This is a genomic window from Pseudomonas sp. PDM10, from assembly GCF_014852295.1.
Taxonomy (GTDB): domain Bacteria; phylum Pseudomonadota; class Gammaproteobacteria; order Pseudomonadales; family Pseudomonadaceae; genus Aquipseudomonas.
This window is the reverse complement of sequence record NZ_JACVBJ010000001.1, coordinates 1,003,686-1,027,661: the sequence shown is the minus strand read 5'-3', so window position 1 is coordinate 1,027,661 and position 23,976 is coordinate 1,003,686. Positions and strand designations below refer to the sequence as shown.

The following is a 23,976-nucleotide window of genomic DNA, read 5'->3' as shown; positions in this document are numbered from 1 at the left end:
CAAACGCCTTCACTTCGGCTGAACCGTGGATGGGGAACCATGAACACTTCTATCAGTACCGCCTACAACTACAAGGTGGTCCGCCAATTCGCCATTATGACGGTGGTGTGGGGCATCGTCGGCATGGGGCTCGGGGTTTTTCTCGCGGCTCAATTGGTCTGGCCTGAACTCAACTTCAATCTGCCGTGGACCAGCTTCGGGCGCCTGCGCCCATTGCACACCAACGCGGTGATCTTCGCCTTTGGCGGTTGCGCCCTGTTCGCCAGTTCGTTCTATTCGGTGCAACGCACCTGCCAGACTCAACTGTTTGCGCCGAAAATCGCCGCGTTCTGCTTCTGGGGCTGGCAAGTAGTGATTCTGCTGGCCGCTATCAGCCTGCCGCTGGGTTACACCAGTTCCAAGGAATACGCCGAACTGGAATGGCCGATCGACATCCTGATCACCATCGTCTGGGTCGCCTACGCCGTGGTGTTCTTCGGCACGCTGGCCAAGCGCAAGACCAAGCACATCTACGTCGGCAACTGGTTCTTCGGTGCGTTCATCATCACCGTGGCGATTCTGCACATCGTCAACAACCTTGAGCTGCCGGTGAGTTTCACCAAGTCCTACTCGGTGTACGCCGGGGCGACCGATGCCATGGTTCAGTGGTGGTACGGCCACAACGCCGTAGGCTTTTTCCTCACCGCCGGTTTCCTCGGGATGATGTACTACTTCGTGCCGAAACAGGCCGAGCGTCCGGTGTATTCCTATCGCTTGTCGATCGTGCACTTCTGGGCGCTGATCACCCTGTACATCTGGGCCGGTCCGCACCATTTGCACTACACCGCGCTGCCGGACTGGGCACAGTCGCTGGGCATGGTGATGTCGCTGATCCTGCTGGCGCCGAGCTGGGGCGGGATGATCAACGGGATGATGACGCTCTCGGGCGCCTGGCATAAGTTGCGCAGCGACCCGATCCTGCGCTTCCTCGTGGTCTCGCTGGCGTTCTACGGCATGTCGACCTTCGAAGGGCCGATGATGGCCATCAAGACGGTCAACGCCCTCTCCCACTACACCGACTGGACCATCGGCCACGTTCACGCCGGCGCCCTCGGTTGGGTCGCGATGATCTCCATCGGCGCGCTGTACCACATGATCCCGAAAATCTTCGGTCGCACGCAGATGCACAGCATCGGCCTGATCAACGCGCACTTCTGGCTCGCCACCATCGGCACCGTGCTGTACATCGCTTCGATGTGGGTCAACGGCATCGCCCAGGGCCTCATGTGGCGCGCAGTCAATGAAGACGGCACGCTGACCTACTCCTTCGTCGAAACCCTGGTGGCCAGCCACCCAGGCTTCGTCGTACGTCTGGTAGGCGGTGCGATCTTCTTCAGCGGCATGTTGCTGATGGCCTACAACACCTGGCGCACCGTGCGGGCCTCGCAGCCTGCCGAAGCCGCCGCTGCCGCGCAGATCGCCTGAGGAGGCCGCCATGAAACACGAAACAATCGAGAAAAACGTCGGCCTGCTGATGTTGCTGATGGTGTTGGCCGTGAGCATCGGCGGTCTGACCCAGATCGTCCCGCTGTTCTTCCAGGACGTGACCAATAAACCGGTGGAAGGCATGAAGCCCTACACCGCGCTGCAACTGGAAGGTCGCGACATCTACATCCGCGAAGGCTGCGTCGGTTGCCATTCGCAGATGATCCGTCCGTTCCGCGCCGAGACCGAACGCTACGGCCACTACTCGGTGGCCGGTGAAAGCGTCTGGGATCACCCGTTCCTGTGGGGCTCGAAACGTACCGGTCCGGACCTGGCCCGGGTCGGCGGTCGCTACTCCGAAGATTGGCACCGCGCGCACTTGTACAACCCGCGCAACGTGGTGCCGGAATCGAAAATGCCCGGCTATCCGTGGCTGGTGGCCAATCAACTCGACAGCAGCCACACCGAAACCAAGATCAAGGCGATGCGCACCCTCGGCGTCCCGTACACCGACGACGACATCGCAGGCTCAGTGGCTTCGCTCAAGGGCAAGACCGAAATGGACGCGCTGGTCGCATACCTGCAAGTGCTCGGCACATCCATCAAGAGCAAGAGGTGAGCCATGTCCATGCCCTTTGAAATCGTAAGCGTAATGAGCAGTGGAATGATCCGCGGCCTGGGCACGGTCGTGGTGTTCGTGGCCTTCGTCGGCCTGACGCTGTGGGTGTTCAACAGCAAGCGCAATTCGCAATTCGCCGAAGCGCGTTTGCTGCCGTTCGCCGATGAACCGCTGCCCGATGACGCCACCCAAGAACCTGAAACAAGGAGTACCCGGCCATGACCACCTTCTGGAGTACGTGGATCTGCGTACTGACCATCGGCAGCCTGATCGGCCTGACCTGGCTGCTGATCGGCACCCGCAAGGGCGAAACCAAGGGCAGCGTCGACCAGACCATGGGCCACAGCTTCGACGGCATCGAGGAGTACGACAACCCGCTGCCGCAGTGGTGGTTCATGCTGTTCGCCGGCACGCTGGTGTTCGCCGTGGGCTATCTGGTGCTTTACCCGGGCCTGGGCAACTGGAAAGGCATCCTGCCGGGTTACGAGAATGGCTGGACCGGCGTCCACGAGTGGGAAAAGGAGATGAACAAGGCCGATGCGAAGTTCGGGCCGATCTTCGCCAAATTCGCGGCGATGCCCGTAGAAGAAGTGGCCACGGACCCGCTAGCGTTGAAAATGGGCGGTCGCCTGTTTGCCTCCAATTGCGCGGTCTGCCACGGCTCGGATGCCAAGGGCGCCTTTGGCTTCCCAAACCTGGCGGACACCAGCTGGCGCTGGGGCGGCAACGCCGACACGATCAAAACCACGATCATGGGTGGTCGCATGGCCGCGATGCCGGCCTGGGGTGAAATCCTGGGTGATGCCGGCGTGAAGAACGTCGCGGCTTATGTGCGCCATGACCTGGCCGGTCTGCCAGTGCCTGACGACAGCGGTGCCGATCTGCACGCCGGACAGCAAGCGTTCAGCACGATGTGCGTAGCCTGTCATGGGGCAAACGGCCATGGGACTGAAGCCATGGGCGCGCCGAATCTGACGCAACCGGCCGGTTTTATCTACGGTACAAGCCTGGCGCAGCTGCAACAGACTATTCGTCATGGCCGCCAGGGCCATATGCCGGCGCAGAACGAAATGCTCGGCAACGATAAGGTGCAATTGCTGGCCGCTTATGTGTACAGCCTGTCACACGGCCTGAATACAGAGCGTTTGCAGGCTGAAGGCAAACACGAATAAATCTCGACCGCTCTGCTGCCGCATTCTCCCGGATGCGGCAGTTCCCTGCCCCTTTGCGACCAAGTGTCGCACCCCTCCGTTGGTCCTCCTTTCGGTTCATCAGATTCGGGTCTAAGCTTCCCCCGATGCGGACTGGCATGAGCCGGTTCCAGGTCGACCCGACCCGATGTGTTCGACGAACCTGCTCGATGACAGGCCGCAAAGGCTGGTAGATACCGGCTGTCGTGCCAATTGCCATCTGTCACCCGATCGTTGTGTTTGAACACACCCCGTTACATCCGACCTGACCCCCTCACCATTTTCGTCTGCTGCGACATTTTGCCCTTGGGCAATTTTGTCCTTACGCGACGCATGGAAAGGCCGCAGAATCAGCTTTTGAAAGCATTGACCCAGGTCATGGCGCGTTGCAATGACCCCCCGCTTTCTACATACTTGCGGCCGATTTTTACTCCTAATAAAACACCCAAACCGTGGAACCTTAGAATGAGCACAGCAATCAGTCCGACTGCTTATAACTATAAGGTAGTCCGCCAGTTCGCCATCATGACGGTGGTCTGGGGGATCCTTGGCATGGGGCTTGGTGTCTTCATCGCCTCACAGCTTGTATGGCCGGAATTGAACTTCGGTCTGCCGTGGACGACTTTTGGACGCTTACGCCCGTTGCACACCAACCTGGTGATTTTCGCCTTCGGTGGTTGTGCACTGTTTGCCACTTCTTATTACGTCGTGCAGCGAACCTGCCAAACGCGACTGATTTCCGACAGCCTCGCCGCCTTCACCTTCTGGGGTTGGCAAGCGGTGATCGTCGGCGCGATCGTTACCTTGCCGCTGGGTTACACCACGACCAAGGAATACGCGGAACTGGAATGGCCCCTGGCTATTCTGCTGGCCATCGTCTGGGTTACTTACGGTCTGGTGTTCTTCGGCACCATCACCAAACGCAAAACCAAGCACATCTATGTGGGTAACTGGTTCTACGGTGCCTTCATCGTTGTGACGGCGATGCTGCACATCGTCAACCACGCTTCCCTGCCGGTCAGCTTCTTCAAGTCCTACTCGGCCTACGCCGGTGCGACTGACGCGATGATCCAGTGGTGGTATGGCCACAACGCGGTGGGTTTCTTCCTGACCACCGGCTTCCTGGGGATGATGTACTACTTCGTTCCGAAGCAGGCCGAGCGCCCGATCTACTCCTATCGTCTGTCGATCGTGCACTTCTGGGCGCTGATCACCCTGTACATCTGGGCCGGTCCGCACCACCTGCACTACACCGCGCTGCCGGACTGGGCTCAGTCCCTGGGCATGGCGATGTCGATCATCCTGCTGGCACCCAGCTGGGGCGGCATGATCAACGGCATGATGACCCTGTCGGGGGCCTGGCATAAGCTGCGCACCGACCCGATCCTGCGCTTCCTCGTGGTGTCGCTGGCCTTCTACGGCATGTCGACCTTCGAAGGCCCGATGATGGCCATCAAGACCGTCAACTCGCTGTCTCACTACACCGACTGGACCATCGGCCACGTACACGCCGGTGCCTTGGGCTGGGTAGCGATGATCTCGATCGGCGCCATCTACCACATGATCCCGAAACTGTTCGGTCGTGCGCAGATGCACAGCATCGGCCTGATCAACACGCACTTCTGGCTCGCGACCATCGGTACCGTGCTGTACATCGCCTCGATGTGGGTCAACGGCATTACCCAGGGTCTGATGTGGCGTGCAATCAACGACGACGGCACCCTCACCTACTCGTTCGTCGAAGCGCTGCAAGCCAGCCATCCTGGTTTCATCGTTCGCGCCCTGGGCGGTGCGTTCTTCGCCAGCGGCATGCTGTTCATGGCCTACAACGTATGGCGTACCGTACGTGCCTCGAACCCGGCTGAAGCCAAAGCTGCTGAACAGATTGCTGTAGTTGGAGCTCACTGATGAAGCATGAAGCAGTCGAGAAGAACATTGGCCTGCTGGCCTTCTTCATGGTTATCGCCGTCAGCATCGGCGGCCTGACCCAGATCGTTCCGCTGTTTTTCCAGGACGTCACCAACAAGCCGGTCGAAGGCATGAAGCCTCGCAACGCCCTTGAACTGGAAGGCCGCGACATCTACATCGCCAACGGTTGTGTCGGCTGCCACTCGCAGATGATCCGCCCGTTCCGTGCTGAAACCGAACGTTACGGCCACTACTCGGTCGCCGGTGAAAGCGTCTGGGACCACCCGTTCCTGTGGGGTTCCAAGCGTACCGGTCCGGACCTGGCCCGTGTTGGCGGTCGTTACTCCGATGACTGGCAGCGTGCGCATTTGTACAACCCGCGCAACGTCGTGCCTGAGTCGAAAATGCCGGCCTACCCGTTCCTCGTGGAAAACAAGCTCGACGGCAAAGACACCGCCAAGAAAATGGAAGTCTTGCGCACGCTCGGCGTCCCTTACACCGACGAAGACATCGCCGGCGCCAAGGATGCTGTGAAGGGCAAAACCGAAATGGACGCGCTGGTGGCCTATCTGCAAGGCCTGGGCACCATCATCAAAAGCAAACGGTGATTTAGATGGATATCGGGATGATTCGTGGCCTGGGCACCGTTGTTGTGATGGTGGCCTTCATCGGTCTGGCGTTGTGGGTATTCAGCCCCAAGCGCAAGTCGGAGTTTGAAGACGCGACCTTGCTGCCTTTCGCGGATGATCCCGAAGCCATCAAGCACGTCGAGCAAGCTTCTAGGAGTAACAAAGAATGACTACGTTCTGGAGTCTGTACGTCACAGTCCTCAGTCTCGGCACAATCTTCGCCCTGACCTGGCTGCTGCTGTCCACCCGCAAGGGCCAGCGCAGCGAAGCCACCGAAGAAACGGTTGGCCACTCCTTCGACGGGATCGAGGAGTACGACAACCCACTGCCAAAATGGTGGTTCATGCTGTTCGTGGGCACCATCATCTTCGCCCTGGGCTACCTGGTGCTGTACCCGGGCCTGGGTAACTGGAAAGGCCTGCTGCCGGGGTACAACTACCTCGATAACGAGAAGCAGACCGCGTTCGCCAACGGCCAGAGCGGCTGGACCGGCGTTCACGAGTGGGAAAAGGAAATGGCCAAGTCGGACGCCAAGTTCGGCCCGATCTTCGCCAAGTTCGCTTCCATGCCGATTGAGGAAGTCGCCAAGGACCCGCAAGCCCTGAAGATGGGTGGCCGCCTGTTCGCCTCCAACTGCTCGGTCTGCCACGGTTCCGATGCCAAGGGCGCCTACGGTTTCCCTAACCTGACTGACGCCGACTGGCGCTGGGGCGGCGAAGCGCAAACCATCAAGACCACCATCATGGGCGGTCGTCACGCTGTGATGCCTGCCTGGGCAGAAGTGATCGGCGAGCAAGGCGTTGCGAACGTTGCTGCGTTCGTACTGACCAACCTCGATGGCCGCAAACTGCCGGAAGGCACCAAGGCTGACCCGGTAGCCGGGCAGAAGCTGTTCGCTGCCAACTGCGTGGCGTGCCACGGTCCGGAAGGCAAAGGTACGCCAGCCATGGGCGCGCCTAACCTGACCCACCCGGCAGCGTTCATCTACGGTTCGAGCTTCGCTCAACTGCAGCAGACCATCCGATACGGCCGTCAGGGCCAGATGCCTGCGCAAGAACAGCTGCAAGGCAACGACAAGGTTCACCTGCTGGCCGCTTACGTCTACAGCCTCTCTCACGGTGAGAAAGCGCCAGTGGCGGACGCCCAGTAAGGCAAACGCCTGACTGCAACACTAAACGGCCCCGCCAATGAGAATTGACGGGGCCGTTTTCATTCCACGCTTACTTGAGCAGCGGGATGACCCTGTCGACTTTGCGACTTGGCCAATTGCTGTTTCGAACGACACTGACAGTGAGCGACTGCTTCTCAATGGAAAGATCGGCAATCAAATACGTTTGCTGCGAAGCGGAGCCGCTGAGGAATACCGGCACATCACCAAAATGCTTGGTTCGATCCCAAGAATAATAAGTCCCCGCACCCCAGTGGTCATGCCCACCGAAGACCGCCGTCACCTTGTATTGCTCGATCATCTGCTTGAATCTCGAAATTTGCTCATCGTTGCCGTTCCACCGGTAAACCTTGTGCATATTCAGAATGATGATCTTGCCCTGCTCCCGAGCCTTTTTTAAATCGTTCTCCAGCCAGTCAAGCGCAGGCGTAATTTCAAAGTCTGTTGGAAAAAGCGGATTGCCAGAGCTAAAACTGACGGTATAGGTCGGCTCGTTATTCAATTGAACGAAATGTACATCCCCGACACTTTTCGAGTAGGCGAGACTGCCGTAATAGATCTTTCCCAGGCCTGAGCTTCGTGCCGCCAGATCCATGGATTCGACTTTCCCCCAGTAACGATCCTTGAGGTCGTTGACACTTCCCGCCGCACAGTTATTCCAGAAGCAGTCATCCACATTATTGGCATAGTCATGATTACCCAAACCATAGTCATAGAGGCCCTCCAGCTTGTTATCGAAAACCGACTTCATGTATGAGCGCTCGCCTCCATGACCAAATGCCGTAATGTCACCATTGATCATCACCGGTATACGGGACGCACCGCCATTCAGCTTCCTGAAGCTTGAAATATCGGAGTATTGCAACTCTATTAGTTCCTTTGAGCGCGCTTCCTTATTTGGGTCAGTGATGTCCTGATCGGTAAGATCACTCCAGGGATATTGCGAGTCCGAAGCAAACACCAGATGGCGCGGTGTTTCTGTAGAAGAGGCTCCATAGGCCACGGGAACAACCATCGCCAACGCAAAACACACCAACAACTTACTTTCTTTATAAAACCTCATAGAAATCCATTTCCTTTAATATTTATCAGCCACTCAATGGCAGCAACTGCAAAATATATCGATCCCCGATAATTAACAAATAAATAGCCCTATTAGATCAACAGAAGATATGTCCAACACCTCCTAACATTTACAAGTTAAAAAAATAAAAAATATGCCCTATGCATTACAACTCATATAAATGCAAAGTCCGGATAAGGTATGCAGCAAGCAAACCGGATTCGTTAGCCCCTTGCGGGCGCACTGTCGCCCCCCCCTGCTGAGCGGGCAGCTATACTCAACAAGTCAATTGATCTGCATCACGTTTTGTTACATCTGCTACACCATTCATGATTTTTCCCCAACGCGACCAAAGGTCGCACCCTTACGCTAGAGCTACAGGCGTATCATTGCGCCACTGCAACACCTCTTTTTGACCGCGGTCGGCATGTACTGACCGGGGCATTTTTCCACTGCCGTGGGATGCAATGATGAGCAATCAGATTCCGGTACACGACGTCACACCGCCTGCCAAGAACGCAAACAACAGCGTCGACCTTTACGCCTCTCGAGAAAAAATCTACACGCGCGCCTTCACCGGTCTGTTTCGCAACCTGCGGATGATGGGCGGTGCCGGGCTGTTTTTGCTGTATTTCGGCACGGTCTGGCTGAGCTGGGGCGGCCATCAGGCCGTCTGGTGGAACCTGCCGGAACGCAAATTCTTCATCTTTGGTGCAACCTTTTGGCCGCAGGACTTCATCCTGCTCTCGGGAATCCTGATCGTCAGCGCCTTCGGCCTGTTCTTCATTACCGTGTACGCCGGGCGGGTCTGGTGCGGCTATACCTGCCCGCAAAGTGTCTGGACCTGGATTTTCATGTGGTGCGAGAAGGTCACCGAAGGCGACCGCAACCAGCGCATCAAGCTCGACAAAGCGCCCATGAGCGCCAACAAATTCCTGCGCAAACTCAGCAAACACTCGATGTGGCTGTTGATTGGCTTCGTGACCGGCATGACCTTCGTCGGTTACTTCTCGCCGATACGCGAGCTGACCATCGACTTCTTCACTGGCGAAGCCGACGGCTGGTCGTATTTCTGGGTCGGCTTTTTCACCCTCGCCACCTACGGCAATGCCGGCTGGTTGCGCGAACAGGTGTGCATTTACATGTGTCCGTACGCACGCTTCCAGAGCGTGATGTTCGATAAAGACACCCTGATCGTTTCCTACGACCCGCGTCGTGGTGAAAGCCGCGGCCCGCGCAAGAAAGGCGCCGACTACAAGGCCATGGGTCTGGGTGACTGCATCGACTGCACCATGTGCGTCCAGGTCTGCCCGACCGGTATCGACATCCGCGACGGCCTGCAAATCGAATGCATCGGCTGTGCGGCCTGCATCGATGCCTGCGACAGCATCATGGACAAGATGGACTACCCGCGCGGCCTGATCAGCTACACCACCGAGCACAACCTGTCGGGGCAAAAAACCCATAAACTGCGCCCGCGCCTGATCGGCTATGCGCTGGTGCTGCTGACAATGATGGGATTGCTGGCGGGCGCGTTCTTCATGCGCTCATTGGTCGGATTCGACGTCAGCAAGGACCGCGTGCTGTACCGCGAGAACGCCGAAGGCCGGATCGAAAACGTCTACAGCCTGAAGATCATGAACAAAGACCAACGCGACCACACCTACGTGCTCGAAGCCGCTGGCCTGCCGGACCTCAAGCTGCAAGGCAAGCGCGAAATCAAAGTTGCCGCCGGGGAGATTTTCAGCCAGCCGGTTGAATTGTCCATCGCACCGGAAAAACTGCCGTCTAGCACCAACGAGGTGAAATTCATCCTCAAGGATGCCGACGACGACAGCATCCACGTTGAAGCCAAGAGCCGGTTCATCGGCCCACAAATTCGTTGAGAGAAGTGATCATGCCCGCAGCAACTGCCGCTAGCCCCTGGTACAAGCACCTTTGGCCGTGGATCATCATCGCCATCCTGGCGTGCTCCGTGACCTTGACCTTGTCCATGGTGACGATCGCGGTGAACAATCCGGACAACCTGGTCAACGACAACTATTACGAGGCCGGCAAAGGCATTAACCGCTCCCTCGACCGTGAGTTGCTGGCGCAGACCCTGCTGCTGCGCGCCAGCGTTCATCTGGACGACGTGACCGGTGAAGTCGACCTGCGCCTGAGCGGCAACAGCCAACCGAAAACCCTGGAGCTGAACCTGATCTCGCCGACCCAGCCGGAGAAGGATCGCAAGATCACCCTGGCACGCAGCGAAACCGAACAGGGCCGTTACATTGGCCAGTTGAACGACAAGGTCGACGGTCGCCGCTTTGTAGAGCTGCTGGGCGTACAGGATGACAAGACCTGGCGCATGTTCGAAGAAGAACAGGTCAGCCATGACAAGGATTTGCTGCTGGGTGATGAACCGCTGCAGGGCGCGGAAGACCTGAAGAAGTAAGCCTCACCCTGATCGTTCCCACGCTCTGCGTGGGAACGCAGCCAGGGACGCTCCGCGTCCCAGCCGAAGCGGACGCGGAGCGTCCGGGGAGGCATTCCCACGCAGAGCGTGGGAACGATCATCGGACAACGCCTCATGACCACTCCACTCCCCTGCTACCACTGCGCCCTGCCCGTCCCGGCCGGCAGCCGCTTCACCGCTGCCGTCCTCGGTGAAACCCGCGAGTTCTGCTGCCCGGGTTGCCAGGCCGTGGCCGAAGCCATCGTGGCCGGCGGACTGGAAACCTATTACCAGCATCGCAGCGAGTCATCGGCCAACCCCGAAGCGCTGCCGGTGCAGTTGGTGGACGAACTGGCGCTATACGACCGCGCCGACGTGCAAGCCCCCTTCGTTCGCCACGAAGGCGAACTGGCCGAAACCACCCTGCTGATGGAAGGCATCAGTTGCGCCGCCTGCGGCTGGTTGATCGAGAAACACCTGCGCAGCTTGCCAGCGGTGGCCGAAGCGCGCCTGAACCTGTCCAACCATCGCCTGCATGTGCGTTGGGCCGATGCGCAACTGCCGCTGAGCCAGGTTCTCAGCGAATTGCGCCATATCGGTTACGCCGCGCACCCCTATCAGGCCGACCGCGCCAGCGAACAACTGGCCAGCGAAAACCGCCTGGCCCTGCGCCAACTCGGCGTGGCCGGGCTACTGTGGTTCCAGGCGATGATGGCGACCATGGCCACCTGGCCGGAATTCAACATCGACCTCAGCCCCGAATTGCACACCATCCTGCGTTGGGTCGCGCTGTTCCTCACCACCCCGATCGTGTTCTACAGCTGCGCGCCCTTCTTCAAAGGCGCCATGCGCGACTTGCGCACCCGCCACCTGACCATGGACGTCTCGGTGTCGCTGGCCATTGGCAGCGCCTACATCGCCGGGATCTGGACCTCGATCACTGGTGTCGGTGAGCTGTATTTCGACGCGGTCGGCATGTTTGCCCTATTCCTGCTGGCCGGGCGTTATCTGGAACGTCGCGCCCGCGAACGCACCGCCGCCGCCACCGCACAGCTTGTAAACCTGCTGCCCGCCTCGTGCTTGCGCCTGAGTGCCGACGGCCAGAGCGAGCGGATCCTGCTCAGCGAACTGCGCGTCGGCGATCAGGTGCTGGTGCATCCCGGCGCGATCCTCCCGGCGGACGGCAAGATCCTCGACGGCCAGTCGAGCATCGACGAATCCCTGCTCACCGGCGAATACCTGCCGCAACCGCGCACGCCGGGTGATGCCGTCACCGCCGGCACCCTGAATGTCGAAGGTGCATTGACCGTGGAAGTCCTGGCGCTGGGTCAAGACACCCGACTGTCTGCCATCGTCCGCCTGCTGGACCGCGCCCAGGCCGAGAAGCCGCGACTGGCGGAAATTGCTGATCGCGCCGCGCAGTGGTTCCTGCTGCTGTCGCTGATTGCCGCGGCCGTCATCGGTCTGATCTGGTGGGAACTGGATTCGTCGCGAGCCTTCTGGATCGTGTTGGCGATGCTCGTTGCAACGTGCCCGTGCGCCTTGTCCCTGGCCACGCCGACCGCCCTCACCGCCGCCACCGGCACCCTGCACAAACTCGGTTTGCTGCTGACTCGCGGCCATGTGCTGGAAGGCCTCAATCAGATCGACACGGTGATTTTCGACAAGACCGGCACGTTGACGGAAGGTCGCCTGGCCTTGCGTTCGATTCGCCCGCTCGGCGCGCTCAACAACGATCAATGCCTGAGCCTCGCCGCTGCACTGGAAAACCGCTCTGAACATCCAATCGCCCGCGCGTTTGGCCGGGCGCCGCTGGCCGCCGAAGAAGTCCACAGCACGCCGGGGCTAGGACTTGAAGGGTTGGTCGGTGAACAACGCCTGCGCATCGGCCAACCGGGTTTTGTCTGTGAACTCAGTGGCGCTGCCGTGCCATCGATGCCGGATGAAGCTGGCCAATGGTTGTTGCTCGGTAACAGCCAGGGGCCATTGGCATGGTTTGTTCTCGACGACCGTCTGCGTGCCGACGCACCTGCCCTGCTCGCCGCCTGCAAGGCTCGCGGCTGGCGCACATTGCTGCTGTCCGGCGACAGCTCGCCGATGGTCGCCAGTGTCGCTGCGGAACTGGGCATCGATGAAGCCCGAGGCGGCTTGCGTCCGGACGATAAATTGCAGGTCTTGCAACAGCTGCACAAGGAAGGCCGCAAGGTGTTGATGCTCGGTGACGGGGTCAACGACGTGCCCGTGCTGGCCGCCGCCGACATCAGCGTGGCCATGGGGTCGGCCACCGATCTGGCGAAAACCAGTGCTGACGCGGTATTGCTGTCGAACCGCCTCGACGCACTGGTCCAAGCCTTCAGCCTGGCGCGGCGCACCCGCCGGGTAATCATCGAGAACCTGCTGTGGGCCGGGCTGTACAATGGCCTCATGTTGCCGTTCGCCGCCCTCGGCTGGATCACTCCGGTATGGGCCGCGGTCGGCATGTCCATCAGTTCGTTGACCGTGGTGCTGAACGCCCTGCGCCTGACTCGCATGCCCAACACACCTGCGGTCAGCGCCACACCAGAAACCCGTCCGCTGCCGGCCTGAGCCGCGCGGGCATGGAGTCAAGATGCCAGCTCTCTACGTGATGATCCCGGCCGCGCTGCTGATCGTGGCCATCGCCATTTACATCTTTTTCTGGGCAGTCGACAGCGGTCAGTACGACGACCTCGACGGCCCGGCCCACAGCATCCTGTTTGACGACCAGGACCCGAACCACAAGGCCGCGGTCGACGAAGCCAGCGGTCATCCGGTCAAACCGGACGACAAGGCGCCACCCCATGCTTGAGTTGGCACCGCTGCTGGTGTCTGCGGTGATCCTCGGTCTGCTCGGCGGCGGTCATTGCCTGGGCATGTGCGGCGGCTTGATGGGCGCCTTGACCCTGGCAATTCCCAAGGAGCAACGCAGCCGGCGTTTTCGACTGCTGCTGGCCTACAACCTGGGGCGAATTCTCAGCTATGCAACGGCCGGCCTGCTGATCGGTCTGGCCGGGTGGGCGGTGGCCAACAGCCCGGCGGCGATGTTCATGCGCGTCATCGCCGGTTTGCTGTTGGTCGCCATGGGCCTGTACCTCGCCGGTTGGTGGAGCGGCCTGACCCGCATCGAAAGCCTCGGTCGCGGCCTGTGGCGGCACATCCAGCCCGTGGCCAACAAACTGCTGCCGGTGTCGAGCGTCCCGCGCGCGCTGCTGCTGGGCGCGCTCTGGGGCTGGCTGCCGTGCGGGTTGGTTTACAGCACCCTGCTGTGGTCGGCGAGCCAGGGCAATGCGCTGGACAGTGCACTTTTGATGCTTGCGTTCGGGCTCGGCACCTGGCCGGTCTTGCTCGCCACGGGGTTGGCGGCTGAGCGGGTCACGGCGCTGTTGCGCAAACGTAGCGTGCGGATGACGGGCGGATTACTGGTGATCCTGTTCGGCATCTGGACCTTGCCGGGGCCGCATCAGCACTGGCTGATGGGCCACTAGATCGGCGGCGCGCCCATCGCGAGCAGGCTCGCTCCCACATTGAAATGCATTCCCCTGTGGGAGCGAGCCTGCTCGCGATGAGGCCGGCGCCAACAACACAAATCCTGACCGTTGACGCAAATCAAGATGCCCCAGCGCCGCGCCCCCTAGACTCGCTGACATTGCCAGCCTATCCGGGGGAATGCCCGCATGATGCTCGACGCCATTCGTTGGGACACCGACCTGATCCGCCGTTACGACCTGGCGGGACCGCGCTACACCTCCTACCCGACCGCGGTGCAATTCGACGGTCAGATCGGCACGTTCGACCTGTTCCACGCCTTGCGTGACAGCCGTAAAGCCCTGCGCCCGTTATCGCTGTATGTGCACGTGCCGTTCTGCGCGAACATTTGCTACTACTGCGCCTGCAATAAAGTCATCACCAAGGACCGCGGCCGGGCCCAGCCCTATTTGCAGCGCCTTGAGCAGGAAATCCAGCTGATCGCCTGCCACCTCGATCCTGCACAGAAAGTCGAGCAACTGCACTTTGGCGGCGGCACTCCGACCTTTCTCAGTCACGATGAACTGCGCCAGTTGATGGCCCAGTTACGCAAGAACTTCAACTTGCTGGACGACGATTCCGGCGACTACGGCATCGAAATCGACCCTCGCGAAGCTGACTGGTCGACCATGGGCCTGCTCCGTGAACTGGGTTTCAACCGGGTCAGTATCGGCCTGCAAGACCTCGATCCGGCAGTGCAACGAGCAGTCAATCGCCTGCAAAGCCTGGAAGAAACCCGCGCGGTGATTGACGCTGCCCGCACGCTGCAGTTTCGCTCGATCAACATTGACCTGATCTATGGCTTGCCGAGGCAAACACCCGAGAGTTTCGCCCGCACGGTTGATGAAGTGATCAACCTGCAACCGGACCGCCTCTCGGTGTTCAACTACGCGCACCTGCCGGAACGCTTCATGTCGCAACGGCGCATCAACAGCGACGAACTGCCGACACCGGCGCAAAAACTGGAAATGCTCCAGGGCACCATCGAGCAGTTGACCAAGGCCGGCTACCGCTACATTGGCATGGACCACTTCGCGCTGCCCGACGATGAACTGGCGATTGCTCAGGAAGAATCGACCCTGCAACGCAACTTCCAGGGCTACACCACCCACGGTCATTGCGACCTGATTGGGCTGGGCGTGTCAGCCATCAGCCAGATCGGCGATCTGTATTGCCAGAACAACAGCGACCTGAATCAGTACCAGAACACGCTGGCCAGCTCTCAGCTGGCCACCAGCCGGGGCCTGCTGTGCAACGCCGATGACCGTCTGCGACGTGCGGTCATCCAGCAACTGATCTGCACGTTCAGCCTGGAGTTTGCCGCGATCGAACACGCCTTCAACATCGACTTTCAGGGTTACTTCGGTGAACTTTGGCCGCAGTTGCAGGGAATGGCCGACGACGGTCTGATCGAACTGGATAACGAACGGATCACCGTATTGCCCGCCGGACGATTGCTGGTGCGCTCGGTGTGCATGGTGTTCGACGCGTACCTGGAACAGCACAATCGCCAGCGGTTTTCACGGGTGATCTAGCCATCACCTCACTGGCCGGTCAGCGAAACGCTGACTTTACGACCCTGCGACAAAATCGCCGCGTGCCTGAATGTCCTCCCGTGGGTTACCCTTACGGCTTATGTGTGTTTTTTCCCACAAGGATTGAAGAAATGTCCGAGCCAGTAAAGCTGCGCGCTCATAGTCAGGCCCATTGCAAGGATTGCAGCCTGGCCCCTCTCTGTTTGCCACTTTCCTTGAATCTGGAAGACATGGATGCGCTGGACGAAATTGTTAAACGTGGCCGCCCGCTGAAAAAGGGCGAATTCCTGTTCCGCCAGGGCGACACCTTCGATTCTGTTTATGCAGTACGTTCTGGTGCCCTGAAGACCTTCAGCCTGAGCGATGGCGGCGAAGAACAACTCACCGGCTTCCACCTGCCGAGCGAACTGGTCGGCCTGTCGGGCATGGATACCGAAAAACACCCGGTCTCGGCGCAAGCCATGGAAACCACGTCGGTGTGTGAAATCCCTTTCGAACGCCTCGACGAACTGGCGCTGCAACTGCCGCAACTGCGCCGTCAGTTGATGCGCGTGATGAGTCGCGAGATTCGCGACGATCAACAAATGATGTTGCTGCTGTCGAAGAAAACCGCCGACGAGCGCATCGCCACGTTCCTGGTCAACCTGTCGGCCCGTTTCCGCGCCCGGGGTTTCTCGGCCAACCAGTTCCGCCTGAGCATGTCGCGCAACGAAATCGGCAATTACCTGGGCCTGGCGGTGGAAACCGTGTCCCGGGTGTTCACGCGTTTCCAGCAAAACGAACTGATTGCGGCTGAAGGCAAGGAAATCCATATCCTCGACCCGATCCAGCTCTGCGCCTTGGCCGGCGGCTCGCTGGACGGCTGATTTCGGCGATGGCGGCTGAGCGAAACGGTTCAGCCGCCGTTATACTGCGTCGTTTGCAGCCTGCCAGGACACCTCGACGATGGTCTTCGACTCCTTCGACATCAAATCCCTGATCCGCCCTGTGATCGACTTTCCCAAGCCGGGCGTGATCTTTCGCGACATTACCCCGCTGTTCCAGTCGCCCACAGCCCTGCGCCTGGTGATGGACAGTTTCGCCCATCGTTATGTCGAGGCCGACTTCACCCACATCGGCGCGATGGACGCCCGTGGTTTTCTGATCGGTTCGATCCTGGCCTATCAGTTGAACAAGCCGCTGGTGCTGTTCCGCAAGCAAGGCAAACTGCCGGCCGACGTATTGGCCGAGGGTTATGCGACCGAATACGGCGAAGCCTTCCTCGAAGTCCACGCTGACAGCCTGTGCGAGGGTGATTCGGTGGTGATGTTCGATGACCTGATCGCCACGGGCGGGACGCTGATTGCCGCGGCGAACCTGGTTCGACGCATGGGCGCGCGGGTTCATGAAGCGGCGGCGATCATTGATTTGCCGGAGTTGGGCGGGTCGCAGCGGCTGGAAGATATGGGGATTCCGACGTTTTGCCTGACGCAGTTTGCGTTGTCTGATAAATAGGCGGCGTCTGGGATGGCGTCATCGCGAGCAGGCTCGCTCCCACAGGGGATTGTCGTTAGATACAAATCTTGCATACGACAAAGATCACTGTGGGAGCGAGCCTGCTCGCGATAGCGTCAGCCGCCACACCTCCGATCAAAGCCCCATCTGCTTACTGATGATCTCGTTCATCACTTCCCGCGTCCCCCCGCCGATCGACAAAATCCGGTTATCGCGATACAGCCGCTCCACCAGGCTCTCGCGCATGTAACCGAGGCCACCCAAAATCTGCACCGCATCCGTAGTAATCCGGTCAGCCGTGTCGGTAGCAAAATTCTTGGCCATGGAAATCTCCTTGATCACACTCTGCCCCGCCGCCATTTTCGCCGCCTGGCGGTAAGTGAATTCCCGTGACACCTCCAGCGCCGTGGCCATTTCGGCAAGGCGATGCTTGAGCACCTGAAACTTGCCGATGGGTTTACCGAAGGCTTCACGCTGGTGAGCCCATTTCAGGCTTTCGTCCAGCGCCAGTTGCGCGGTCATGTTGGCCATTAACGCCAGCGCCAGGCGTTCGCTCTGGAAGTTGCCCATGATGCAAGCGAAGCCCATGTTTTCGGCACCGATCAGATTTCCTGCCGGCACCCGGCAATCGTCGAAGAACAGTTCGGCAGTGTCCGACGCCCACCAACCCATTTTCTTCAACTGACGGCCAACGGTGAAACCGGGCGTACCCTTCTCGATCAACAGCAAGCTGATGCCAGCAAAACCCGGCGCACCGGTGCGCACCGCGACGGTGTAGAAATCCGCGCGGACGCCGCTGGTGATAAAGGTTTTGCTGCCGCTGACCCGGTAGAACTCGCCGTCACGCACGGCGCGGGTTTGCAGGTTGGCAACGTCGGAGCCACCACTGGGCTCGGTCACGGCCAGGGCGCTGATTTTCTCGCCGGCGAGTACCTGAGGCACAACGCGATTGCGGACTTCGGGCCTGGCCCACTTGAGGATCGGCGGCAGGCCGATGTCCAGCGAGCCTAGCCCCGCCACCAGGCCGCCGGAGCCGCAGCGCATCAGCTCTTCGCTGGCGGCGACCTTGGCGAACAGATCACCTTCATGGCTGCCACCCAGGGCTTCGGGGTAACCGATCCCCAGAATCCCCGCCGCACCGGCCTTGAGGTAGAGCTCGCGGGGAAAGCTTTCGGCTTCTTCCCACTGGTCGATGTCCGGCAAGATCTCGCGCTCGACGAAACGTCTGACGCTGTCGCGGACCATTTGGTGGCTGGGGTCGAAGTATTCCTGAAAGGCAGGCATCGGCGAGCTCCACTGAAGGTTCAGCGAAGTTAACCGAGCGCTTGCTTGGTTTTCAACAGGATTGTGTGAATCAGATGGACCGCGTCGTCTGCATCGCGGGCAAGCCTTGCTCCTACAAAAGCAACGCGCTACCTGTAGGAGCCGAGCTTGCTCGCGATGGCGTCAATTCAGACACTACAAAACGATCGGCTTACGCCCGGCAAACGAATGCGCCAACGTCCCGCCATCCACCAATTCCAGCTCGCCACCCAATGGCACGCCATGGGCAATGCGCGAGGCGATCAGGCCTTTGTTGTTGAGCAACTGGGCAATGTAATGCGCTGTCGCCTCACCTTCCACGGTCGGGTTGGTCGCCAGAATGACTTCAGTGAACGTGCCCGCCTCTTCGATCCGCGCCAGCAGTTGCGGAATACCGATGGCCTCAGGCCCGAGTCCGTCGAGTGGCGACAGATGGCCCTTGAGCACAAAGTAGCGACCACGGAAGCCGGTCTGCTCCACCGCGTAGACGTCCATCGGCCCTTCCACCACGCAGAGCAAGGTGTCGTCGCGACGGGTATCGGCGCATTGCGGGCAGAGGTCGTCTTCGGTCAGCGTGCGGCACAACCGGCAGTGACCCACCCCTTCCATGGCCTGGCTCAGTGCCGAGGCCAATCGTGAGCCGCCGCTGCGATCACGCTCGAGCAGCTGCAACGCCATGCGTTGGGCAGTTTTCTGACCCACACCTGGCAAAATTCGCAGGGCGTCGATCAGTTGGCGAATCAAAGGGCTGAAGCTCATGGGGAAAAGTCCGACAAAACAACGAGACGCGGTTTATACCCGCGCCTCTGTTTAGCGTCAATTACTCAGTCCTGGGCGACCCGCACAACCAGTTTGCCGAAGTTGCGTCCTTCCAGCAGACCGATAAATGCTTCAGGTGCCTGCTCCAGGCCATCGACCACGTCTTCGCGGAACTTCACCTTGCCGTCGCGCACCCACGGCGCCATGGCGCTGACGAATTCCGGCTGACGATCACCGTAGTCGTCGAACACGATAAAGCCCTGGATTCGCACGCGCTTGGTCAGCAGCGTGCGCTGCAATTGCGGCAGTCGATCCGGACCGGTGGGTGCTTCGCGAGCGTTGTAGGACGCGATCAGACCGCAGAGTGGAATTCGCGCCTTGGGATTGAGCAGCGGCAGCACGGCATCGAACACCTTGCCGCCGACGTTTTCGTAATAGATGTCGATGCCTTCGGAGCACGCCTTGGCCAACTCATCGGCGAAGTTCGGGCTCTTGTGATCGATGCAGGCATCAAAACCCAACTCATCGACCACGTAACGACACTTGTCCACGCCACCGGCCACGCCGACCACGCGCAAGCCCTTGATCTTCGCCACCTGGCCGACCACCGAACCCACCGCGCCGGATGCAGCCGCCACCACTAGGGTTTCGCCGGCCTTGGGCTGGCCGATGTCCATCAGGCCCATATACGCGGTCATGCCGGGCATGCCCAACACGCCCAACGCCATTGACGGGCTCGGCAGCCCGGACGGTACCGGAATGATGTCGCGACCATCGCTGAGGCTGTGGCTCTGCCAACCGGTAGAACCGACCACCAGATCACCTTCCTGAAACTTCGGATTCAGCGAGCGCTCGACCCGGCTGACAGCGCCACCGGTCATCACCTCACCGATCTCAACCGGTGCGGCGTAGGACGGCGCGTCGCTCATGCGTCCGCGCATGTAGGGATCGAGTGACAGGTAAAGGGTCTTGAGCAGCACCTGACCGTCGGCCAGGTCCGGCAGTGCAACGCGCTCCAGGCGGAAATTCTCCGGCGTCGGCGCGCCTACCGGGCGGGACGCCAGGACGATACGTTGGTTGAGGGTCAATGCTTGTGGCATGTGAGCGTCTCCTTTGATCGATGAATTTGGCGGTATAGGGAGCAGACCTTTATGGCGATAGCGCGTTCGATGTTTCTGGTCCGATCATTCCCACGCTCTGCGTGGGAATGCAGCCCGGGACGCTCCGCGTCCCAAAGCGGACGCAGAGCGTCCATTGAGGCATTCCCACGCAGAGCATGGGAACGATCAGTGTGTGCCAGAAACAAAAATGCCAGGCGCGATGCCTGGCATTTTTTTGTAGCCCATCCGAAGCGCTTTGGCGAATCAGAATGGCAGTTTCATACCCGGTGGCAGTTGCATGCCAGCGGTCATGCCGGACATTTTGTCCTGGCTGTTGGCTTCGATCTTGCGCACGGCATCGTTGACGGCGGCGGCGAATACGGCCTCCAGCATCTCTTTGTCGTCTTCGCTCAAGCCTTCGACCAGGCTTGGATCGATGGTCACGCGCTTGACGTCGTGACGACCGGTCATCACCACGGTGACCATATCGCCACCAGCTTTACCGGTGACTTCGGCGTTGGCCAGTTCTTCCTGCATCTTGGCCATTTTTTCCTGCATCTGCTGTGCCTGCTTCATCAGGCCGGCCATGCCACCTTTCATCATGGGAATCACCTCAAAAGTACTTGGATAAATACAGCACCCGGCCCTTTCGGCCGAACACCTTCAGTTATTAGCCCTGAGTGACCAGGGTCTCGACAGGTTCAATAGTATCGTTACGGACCACCGCACCGAACTGCTGCATCATTTGCTGGATGAACGGATCACCGTGGATCGACTCTTCGGCCTCGCGCTGACGGTTCGCACGGCGGCGGGACGCAGCCTGGGCCGGGGTTTCCTGCTCGGGCTTGATCAGCTCCATGCGCAGGGTCAGCGTACGCCCGTGAAACTGGTTCAACGCATCGTTCAGCCGACGCTGTTGAGTCGCGTTGAACAACGCGCTGTGGGCCGGGTCCAGGTGCATCAGCCAATTGTCACCCTCAACGGCGATCAGCGTGCAGTTGGCGGCGATGCTGCCGGTCATGCCAGAGATCGGCAGTTTCGGGAACAACTCCAGCCATTGCAACGCCTGACCGGTGGCCGGCATGGCGGCCGGCTCAGGCTCGGCTTCCGGCGCTGGCTCGGTGGTGTGTTCGCTGGCCAGTTCATCGAGGTAGCTGTAGGCCGACTCCATGTCCGGCTCGATGTAGTCCTCGTCCAGCGGCGGCTCGTCGTCCAGGTCCATGCCCGGCGTCGCGGCATCGACGTCGGCTACCGACGGCTCCGGAATCGGCGCAGCGGCCCACTCCGGCGCGTCAGGGACCACGCTGTCTGGCGCTGGCAAAGGCATCGGCGCCAATTCGGGTTGCTCGCTGGCAGTTTCCAGCACCGGTTCGACAGCAGGTTGCTGAACGACTTCGGGTTCTATCGGATCGTTCCAGGGCAGATCGACAACGACTTCGACCGCTGCTGCTTCAACGACAGGCTCAGGCGCAACGACGGGCGCGACCGGCTCAGGCTCGGGCGCTTGTACTGGAGCAACCACCGTCGCAACCGGCACGGGTGCAACGGGTGCAACTGCCGCAGCGACTACCGGCGCAACAACGGGCGCGGCAGCCACTGAATTTGCGGAATCAACTGTGGCCTGGCTGATCCCCACTGTCTTTAGCGGTTGCCTCGGCGCGTCCGTGGTGTCTGCCGGGCGGAACGCGAGCATTCGCAGCAGGACCATTTCGAAGCCACCGCGCGGATCCGGCGCCAGCGGCAAGTCGCGGCGACCGATCAGGCCCATCTGGTAATAGAACTGCACGTCTTCGGCCGGCAACGCCTGGGCCAGCGCCAGCACCCGGTCACGGTCGCCATGACCGTTGTCGACGCCTTCAGGCAGGGCCTGGGCGATGGCGACACGGTGCAGCACGTTGAGAATTTCCGAGAGCACGCCGTTCCAGTCCGGGCCTTGTTCGGCCAGGTGACGGACGGCTTCGAGCAAGGCCTTGGCGTCGCCTTCGATCAGCGCATGCAGCACGTCGTAGACCTGACCGTGATCGAGTGTGCCGAGCATCGCCCGCACGTCGGCAGCCATGACTTTGCCTTCACCGAAGGCAATCGCCTGGTCGGTCAGGCTCATGGCGTCGCGCATCGAACCGTCGGCAGCACGGCCCAGTAGCCACAGTGCGTCGTCTTCGAACGGCACGTTCTCGACACCCAGCACGTGGGTCAAATGCTCGACCACACGCTCCGGCGTCATGTTCTTCAGAGAGAACTGCAGGCACCGCGAAAGAATCGTTGCAGGAAGTTTCTGCGGATCGGTGGTCGCCAGGATGAACTTGACGTAGGGCGGCGGCTCTTCAAGGGTTTTCAACAGCGCATTGAAGGAGTGGCTGGAGAGCATGTGCACTTCGTCGATCAGGTAGACCTTGAAGCGCCCACGGCTCGGCGCGTACTGCACGTTGTCGAGCAGTTCACGGGTGTCTTCGACCTTGGTCCGGCTCGCGGCGTCGATCTCGATCAGGTCGACAAAGCGACCTTCATCGATCTCGCGGCACACCGAGCACTCGCCGCAAGGCGTTGAAGTGATACCTGTTTCACAGTTCAGGCACTTGGCGATGATCCGCGCGATGGTGGTCTTGCCGACCCCGCGGGTACCGGTAAACAGATAGGCGTGGTGCAGCCGCTGGCTGTCCAAGGCATTGATCAGAGCCTTGAGCACATGGGTCTGGCCGACCATTTCGCGGAACGAGCGCGGACGCCATTTACGTGCAAGAACCTGATAACTCATCGAAAACCGTCGCAACGAAGGAACAGAAGCAGCTAATGCTATCGGAGCAAGACCAAAATTGCATCCGGTGCGCTCGTCTAATCTGGCTAAGATGGTCTTTGGGGGCTTTTATCGGCTCGGGTTTTATCAGCACCGGAGCGTTTATGCGGCTGGCCTTGGGGGCACTGCTGTCGATCAGCCTGAATGTCGCTGGCGCCGAGCCGCCATTGCGCTTCGTGGTGCCCGACAGTTGGGCGATGCCGATGGTGCAACTGGACCGCGGCCGCCCTACCCAAGGCATCCTGCACGACGTGATGGTCAGCCTCGCGACCCAGGTCGGCGTGCCGGCCGAATTTCACGTGCTGCCTCGCACTCGGGTGCAAAACGCCATGGAACATGGCGAGGTCGATATCCGCTGCTATGCCGCGCAGTCCTGGCAGCCGAATCAGTCCGGGGACTACATCTGGAGCATTCCACTGTGGTTTCAGCGCGACATGCTGATCAGCCGTTCAGATCCGCTGACCTCAGTGATACCTGCGGACTTGTCGCGACAACCCATCGGCACGGTACTCGGATACAGCTACCCGACCTTGCAGCCGCTGTTTGAGGCCGACCGACTGCATCGCGAAGATGCGCGCAACCAGGAGCAGGTGCTGGAAAAACTGTTGGCAGGACGCTATCACTACGCCGTAAGCAATCAATGGACGCTGGACTGGTTCAATCAGCGCCTGCTGCCTGGCCAGCAACTGCAAGGCGTGGCGGTTTTGCAGGAACAGAGTGTCGGTTGTTATGTGCGCAACGACCCCAAGGTGCCCGTGCAGCGCATTTTGCGCACCTTGGTGCGAATGAAAATGTCCGGGGAAATCGACGACATCATTCGACTGTATATCGGCTCGGAACCCGGCACACCTTAAGCGATCTTTCTGATAGACACCGGCCCCTGTGGGAGCGGGCTTGCTCGCGAAAGCGGTGTATCAATTAACATCAATGCTGAATGACACACCGCTTTCGCGAGCAAGCCCGCTCCCACA

At 60.1% G+C, this 23,976-nt stretch carries 23 protein-coding genes; 17 read left to right on the top strand and 6 right to left on the bottom strand.

All coding sequences use genetic code 11. From position 1 onward, the window contains the following. Positions 1-39 precede the first annotated feature (39 nt). From ccoN (IB252_RS04795) to ccoP (IB252_RS04760), 8 genes are all read left to right on the top strand, one after another. Complete coding sequence (gene ccoN, locus IB252_RS04795; RefSeq protein WP_111450606.1) at positions 40-1,464, top strand: cytochrome-c oxidase, cbb3-type subunit I; 1,425 nt, start codon at positions 40-42, stop codon at positions 1,462-1,464. Positions 1,465-1,474: 10 nt separating this feature from the next. Next, positions 1,475-2,083 (top strand): cytochrome-c oxidase, cbb3-type subunit II, encoded by a 609-nt coding sequence (ccoO, locus tag IB252_RS04790; protein ID WP_008157297.1) that lies wholly within the window; start codon positions 1,475-1,477, stop codon positions 2,081-2,083. A 21-nt stretch (positions 2,084-2,104) separates the two neighbouring features. After that, positions 2,105-2,305 carry a cbb3-type cytochrome oxidase subunit 3 gene (locus IB252_RS04785; protein ID WP_165934007.1) on the top strand — a complete coding sequence of 67 codons (201 nt, stop codon included), beginning with the start codon at positions 2,105-2,107 and terminating at the stop codon, positions 2,303-2,305. Further along, the gene (gene ccoP / locus IB252_RS04780) at positions 2,302-3,255 is read left to right on the top strand and encodes a cytochrome-c oxidase, cbb3-type subunit III (RefSeq protein WP_192407108.1); all 954 of its coding nucleotides are present in this window, start codon (positions 2,302-2,304) and stop codon (positions 3,253-3,255) included. The genes IB252_RS04785 and ccoP (IB252_RS04780) overlap by 4 nt, the downstream gene beginning before the upstream one ends. A 483-nt stretch (positions 3,256-3,738) precedes the next feature. Beyond that, on the top strand, positions 3,739-5,181 hold the full coding sequence (ccoN, locus tag IB252_RS04775; RefSeq protein WP_123360008.1) for a cytochrome-c oxidase, cbb3-type subunit I: 1,443 nt from the start codon (positions 3,739-3,741) through the stop codon (positions 5,179-5,181). Beyond that, positions 5,181-5,789, top strand: a complete 609-nt coding sequence (gene ccoO / locus IB252_RS04770) for a cytochrome-c oxidase, cbb3-type subunit II (RefSeq protein WP_192407107.1) — start codon at positions 5,181-5,183, stop codon at positions 5,787-5,789. The genes ccoN (IB252_RS04775) and ccoO (IB252_RS04770) overlap by 1 nt, the downstream gene beginning before the upstream one ends. A 5-nt stretch (positions 5,790-5,794) precedes the next feature. Next, positions 5,795-5,980, top strand: a complete 186-nt coding sequence (locus IB252_RS04765; RefSeq protein ID WP_003175465.1) for a CcoQ/FixQ family Cbb3-type cytochrome c oxidase assembly chaperone — start codon at positions 5,795-5,797, stop codon at positions 5,978-5,980. Then, positions 5,977-6,960: a cytochrome-c oxidase, cbb3-type subunit III gene (ccoP, locus tag IB252_RS04760; protein ID WP_046047863.1), complete on the top strand. Its 984-nt coding sequence runs from the start codon at positions 5,977-5,979 to the stop codon at positions 6,958-6,960. Before IB252_RS04765 ends, ccoP (IB252_RS04760) begins: the two co-directional genes overlap by 4 nt. A 70-nt stretch (positions 6,961-7,030) precedes the next feature. Here the strand turns inward: ccoP (IB252_RS04760) and IB252_RS04755 are convergent, their stop codons facing one another. Next, on the bottom strand, positions 7,031-8,041 hold the full coding sequence (locus IB252_RS04755; RefSeq protein WP_192407105.1) for a metallophosphoesterase family protein: 1,011 nt from the start codon (positions 8,039-8,041) through the stop codon (positions 7,031-7,033). Between the two features lie 470 nt (positions 8,042-8,511). Here IB252_RS04755 and ccoG point away from each other — a divergent pair, with 470 nt between their 5' ends. From ccoG to IB252_RS04715, 8 genes are all read left to right on the top strand, one after another. Further along, on the top strand, positions 8,512-9,927 hold the full coding sequence (ccoG, locus tag IB252_RS04750; protein ID WP_111450610.1) for a cytochrome c oxidase accessory protein CcoG: 1,416 nt from the start codon (positions 8,512-8,514) through the stop codon (positions 9,925-9,927). 11 nt (positions 9,928-9,938) lie between these two features. Next, the gene (locus IB252_RS04745) at positions 9,939-10,478 is read left to right on the top strand and encodes a FixH family protein (RefSeq protein WP_038979952.1); all 540 of its coding nucleotides are present in this window, start codon (positions 9,939-9,941) and stop codon (positions 10,476-10,478) included. A gap of 135 nt (positions 10,479-10,613) precedes the next feature. Beyond that, a complete protein-coding gene (locus IB252_RS04740; protein ID WP_192407102.1) occupies positions 10,614-13,064 on the top strand; it encodes a heavy metal translocating P-type ATPase in 2,451 nt (816 codons plus the stop codon). A gap of 22 nt (positions 13,065-13,086) precedes the next feature. Further along, entirely contained in the window at positions 13,087-13,305 is a 219-nt protein-coding gene (gene ccoS, locus IB252_RS04735; protein ID WP_111450612.1) for a cbb3-type cytochrome oxidase assembly protein CcoS, read from the top strand. After that, positions 13,298-13,981 (top strand): sulfite exporter TauE/SafE family protein, encoded by a 684-nt coding sequence (locus tag IB252_RS04730; RefSeq protein ID WP_033055657.1) that lies wholly within the window; start codon positions 13,298-13,300, stop codon positions 13,979-13,981. The genes ccoS and IB252_RS04730 overlap by 8 nt, the downstream gene beginning before the upstream one ends. Positions 13,982-14,173: 192 nt before the next feature. Beyond that, positions 14,174-15,556 (top strand): oxygen-independent coproporphyrinogen III oxidase, encoded by a 1,383-nt coding sequence (gene hemN / locus IB252_RS04725; RefSeq protein WP_192407584.1) that lies wholly within the window; start codon positions 14,174-14,176, stop codon positions 15,554-15,556. A gap of 131 nt (positions 15,557-15,687) precedes the next feature. Further along, the gene (gene fnr / locus IB252_RS04720) at positions 15,688-16,422 is read left to right on the top strand and encodes a fumarate/nitrate reduction transcriptional regulator Fnr (RefSeq protein WP_046047868.1); all 735 of its coding nucleotides are present in this window, start codon (positions 15,688-15,690) and stop codon (positions 16,420-16,422) included. Positions 16,423-16,501: 79 nt separating this feature from the next. Then, a complete protein-coding gene (locus IB252_RS04715) occupies positions 16,502-17,050 on the top strand; it encodes an adenine phosphoribosyltransferase (protein WP_111450613.1) in 549 nt (182 codons plus the stop codon). Between the two features lie 135 nt (positions 17,051-17,185). On the opposite strand, the gene IB252_RS04710 is transcribed toward IB252_RS04715, so the two are convergent. The 5 genes from IB252_RS04710 to dnaX form a co-directional block, all read right to left on the bottom strand. Then, positions 17,186-18,334: an acyl-CoA dehydrogenase family protein gene (locus IB252_RS04710; protein WP_192407100.1), complete on the bottom strand. Its 1,149-nt coding sequence runs from the start codon at positions 18,332-18,334 to the stop codon at positions 17,186-17,188. A gap of 174 nt (positions 18,335-18,508) precedes the next feature. Further along, a complete protein-coding gene (gene recR / locus IB252_RS04705; protein ID WP_111450615.1) occupies positions 18,509-19,111 on the bottom strand; it encodes a recombination mediator RecR in 603 nt (200 codons plus the stop codon). Positions 19,112-19,176: 65 nt separating this feature from the next. After that, positions 19,177-20,211, bottom strand: a complete 1,035-nt coding sequence (locus IB252_RS04700; RefSeq protein WP_192407098.1) for an NADP-dependent oxidoreductase — start codon at positions 20,209-20,211, stop codon at positions 19,177-19,179. 264 nt (positions 20,212-20,475) lie between these two features. Then, entirely contained in the window at positions 20,476-20,814 is a 339-nt protein-coding gene (locus IB252_RS04695) for a YbaB/EbfC family nucleoid-associated protein (protein WP_008028561.1), read from the bottom strand. A 67-nt stretch (positions 20,815-20,881) separates the two neighbouring features. Then, the gene (gene dnaX / locus IB252_RS04690; protein ID WP_192407096.1) at positions 20,882-22,966 is read right to left on the bottom strand and encodes a DNA polymerase III subunit gamma/tau; all 2,085 of its coding nucleotides are present in this window, start codon (positions 22,964-22,966) and stop codon (positions 20,882-20,884) included. Between the two features lie 143 nt (positions 22,967-23,109). Between dnaX and IB252_RS04685 the strand changes: the two genes are divergently transcribed. Further along, on the top strand, positions 23,110-23,859 hold the full coding sequence (locus tag IB252_RS04685) for a substrate-binding periplasmic protein (protein ID WP_192407094.1): 750 nt from the start codon (positions 23,110-23,112) through the stop codon (positions 23,857-23,859). The last annotated feature ends 117 nt before the right edge of the window (positions 23,860-23,976 follow it).

What these genes read in the sequence shown, in the direction of transcription:
- ccoO (WP_008157297.1), top strand. Translation starts at nt 1,475, where the DNA reads ATGAAACACGAAACAATCGAGAAAAACGTCGGCCTGCTGATGTTGCTG.
- ccoG (WP_111450610.1), top strand. Translation starts at nt 8,512, where the DNA reads ATGAGCAATCAGATTCCGGTACACGACGTCACACCGCCTGCCAAGAAC.
- recR (WP_111450615.1), bottom strand. Translation starts at nt 19,111, where the DNA reads ATGAGCTTCAGCCCTTTGATTCGCCAACTGATCGACGCCCTGCGAATT.
- IB252_RS04740 (WP_192407102.1), top strand. Translation starts at nt 10,614, where the DNA reads ATGACCACTCCACTCCCCTGCTACCACTGCGCCCTGCCCGTCCCGGCC.
- IB252_RS04765 (WP_003175465.1), top strand. Translation starts at nt 5,795, where the DNA reads ATGGATATCGGGATGATTCGTGGCCTGGGCACCGTTGTTGTGATGGTG.
- IB252_RS04685 (WP_192407094.1), top strand. Translation starts at nt 23,110, where the DNA reads ATGCGGCTGGCCTTGGGGGCACTGCTGTCGATCAGCCTGAATGTCGCT.
- hemN (WP_192407584.1), top strand. Translation starts at nt 14,174, where the DNA reads ATGCTCGACGCCATTCGTTGGGACACCGACCTGATCCGCCGTTACGAC.
- IB252_RS04715 (WP_111450613.1), top strand. Translation starts at nt 16,502, where the DNA reads ATGGTCTTCGACTCCTTCGACATCAAATCCCTGATCCGCCCTGTGATC.
- IB252_RS04745 (WP_038979952.1), top strand. Translation starts at nt 9,939, where the DNA reads ATGCCCGCAGCAACTGCCGCTAGCCCCTGGTACAAGCACCTTTGGCCG.
- ccoO (WP_192407107.1), top strand. Translation starts at nt 5,181, where the DNA reads ATGAAGCATGAAGCAGTCGAGAAGAACATTGGCCTGCTGGCCTTCTTC.
- IB252_RS04710 (WP_192407100.1), bottom strand. Translation starts at nt 18,334, where the DNA reads ATGCCTGCCTTTCAGGAATACTTCGACCCCAGCCACCAAATGGTCCGC.
- ccoP (WP_192407108.1), top strand. Translation starts at nt 2,302, where the DNA reads ATGACCACCTTCTGGAGTACGTGGATCTGCGTACTGACCATCGGCAGC.
- IB252_RS04695 (WP_008028561.1), bottom strand. Translation starts at nt 20,814, where the DNA reads ATGATGAAAGGTGGCATGGCCGGCCTGATGAAGCAGGCACAGCAGATG.
- IB252_RS04755 (WP_192407105.1), bottom strand. Translation starts at nt 8,041, where the DNA reads ATGAGGTTTTATAAAGAAAGTAAGTTGTTGGTGTGTTTTGCGTTGGCG.
- IB252_RS04700 (WP_192407098.1), bottom strand. Translation starts at nt 20,211, where the DNA reads ATGCCACAAGCATTGACCCTCAACCAACGTATCGTCCTGGCGTCCCGC.
- dnaX (WP_192407096.1), bottom strand. Translation starts at nt 22,966, where the DNA reads ATGAGTTATCAGGTTCTTGCACGTAAATGGCGTCCGCGCTCGTTCCGC.
- ccoP (WP_046047863.1), top strand. Translation starts at nt 5,977, where the DNA reads ATGACTACGTTCTGGAGTCTGTACGTCACAGTCCTCAGTCTCGGCACA.
- ccoS (WP_111450612.1), top strand. Translation starts at nt 13,087, where the DNA reads ATGCCAGCTCTCTACGTGATGATCCCGGCCGCGCTGCTGATCGTGGCC.
- fnr (WP_046047868.1), top strand. Translation starts at nt 15,688, where the DNA reads ATGTCCGAGCCAGTAAAGCTGCGCGCTCATAGTCAGGCCCATTGCAAG.
- IB252_RS04730 (WP_033055657.1), top strand. Translation starts at nt 13,298, where the DNA reads ATGCTTGAGTTGGCACCGCTGCTGGTGTCTGCGGTGATCCTCGGTCTG.
- ccoN (WP_123360008.1), top strand. Translation starts at nt 3,739, where the DNA reads ATGAGCACAGCAATCAGTCCGACTGCTTATAACTATAAGGTAGTCCGC.
- ccoN (WP_111450606.1), top strand. Translation starts at nt 40, where the DNA reads ATGAACACTTCTATCAGTACCGCCTACAACTACAAGGTGGTCCGCCAA.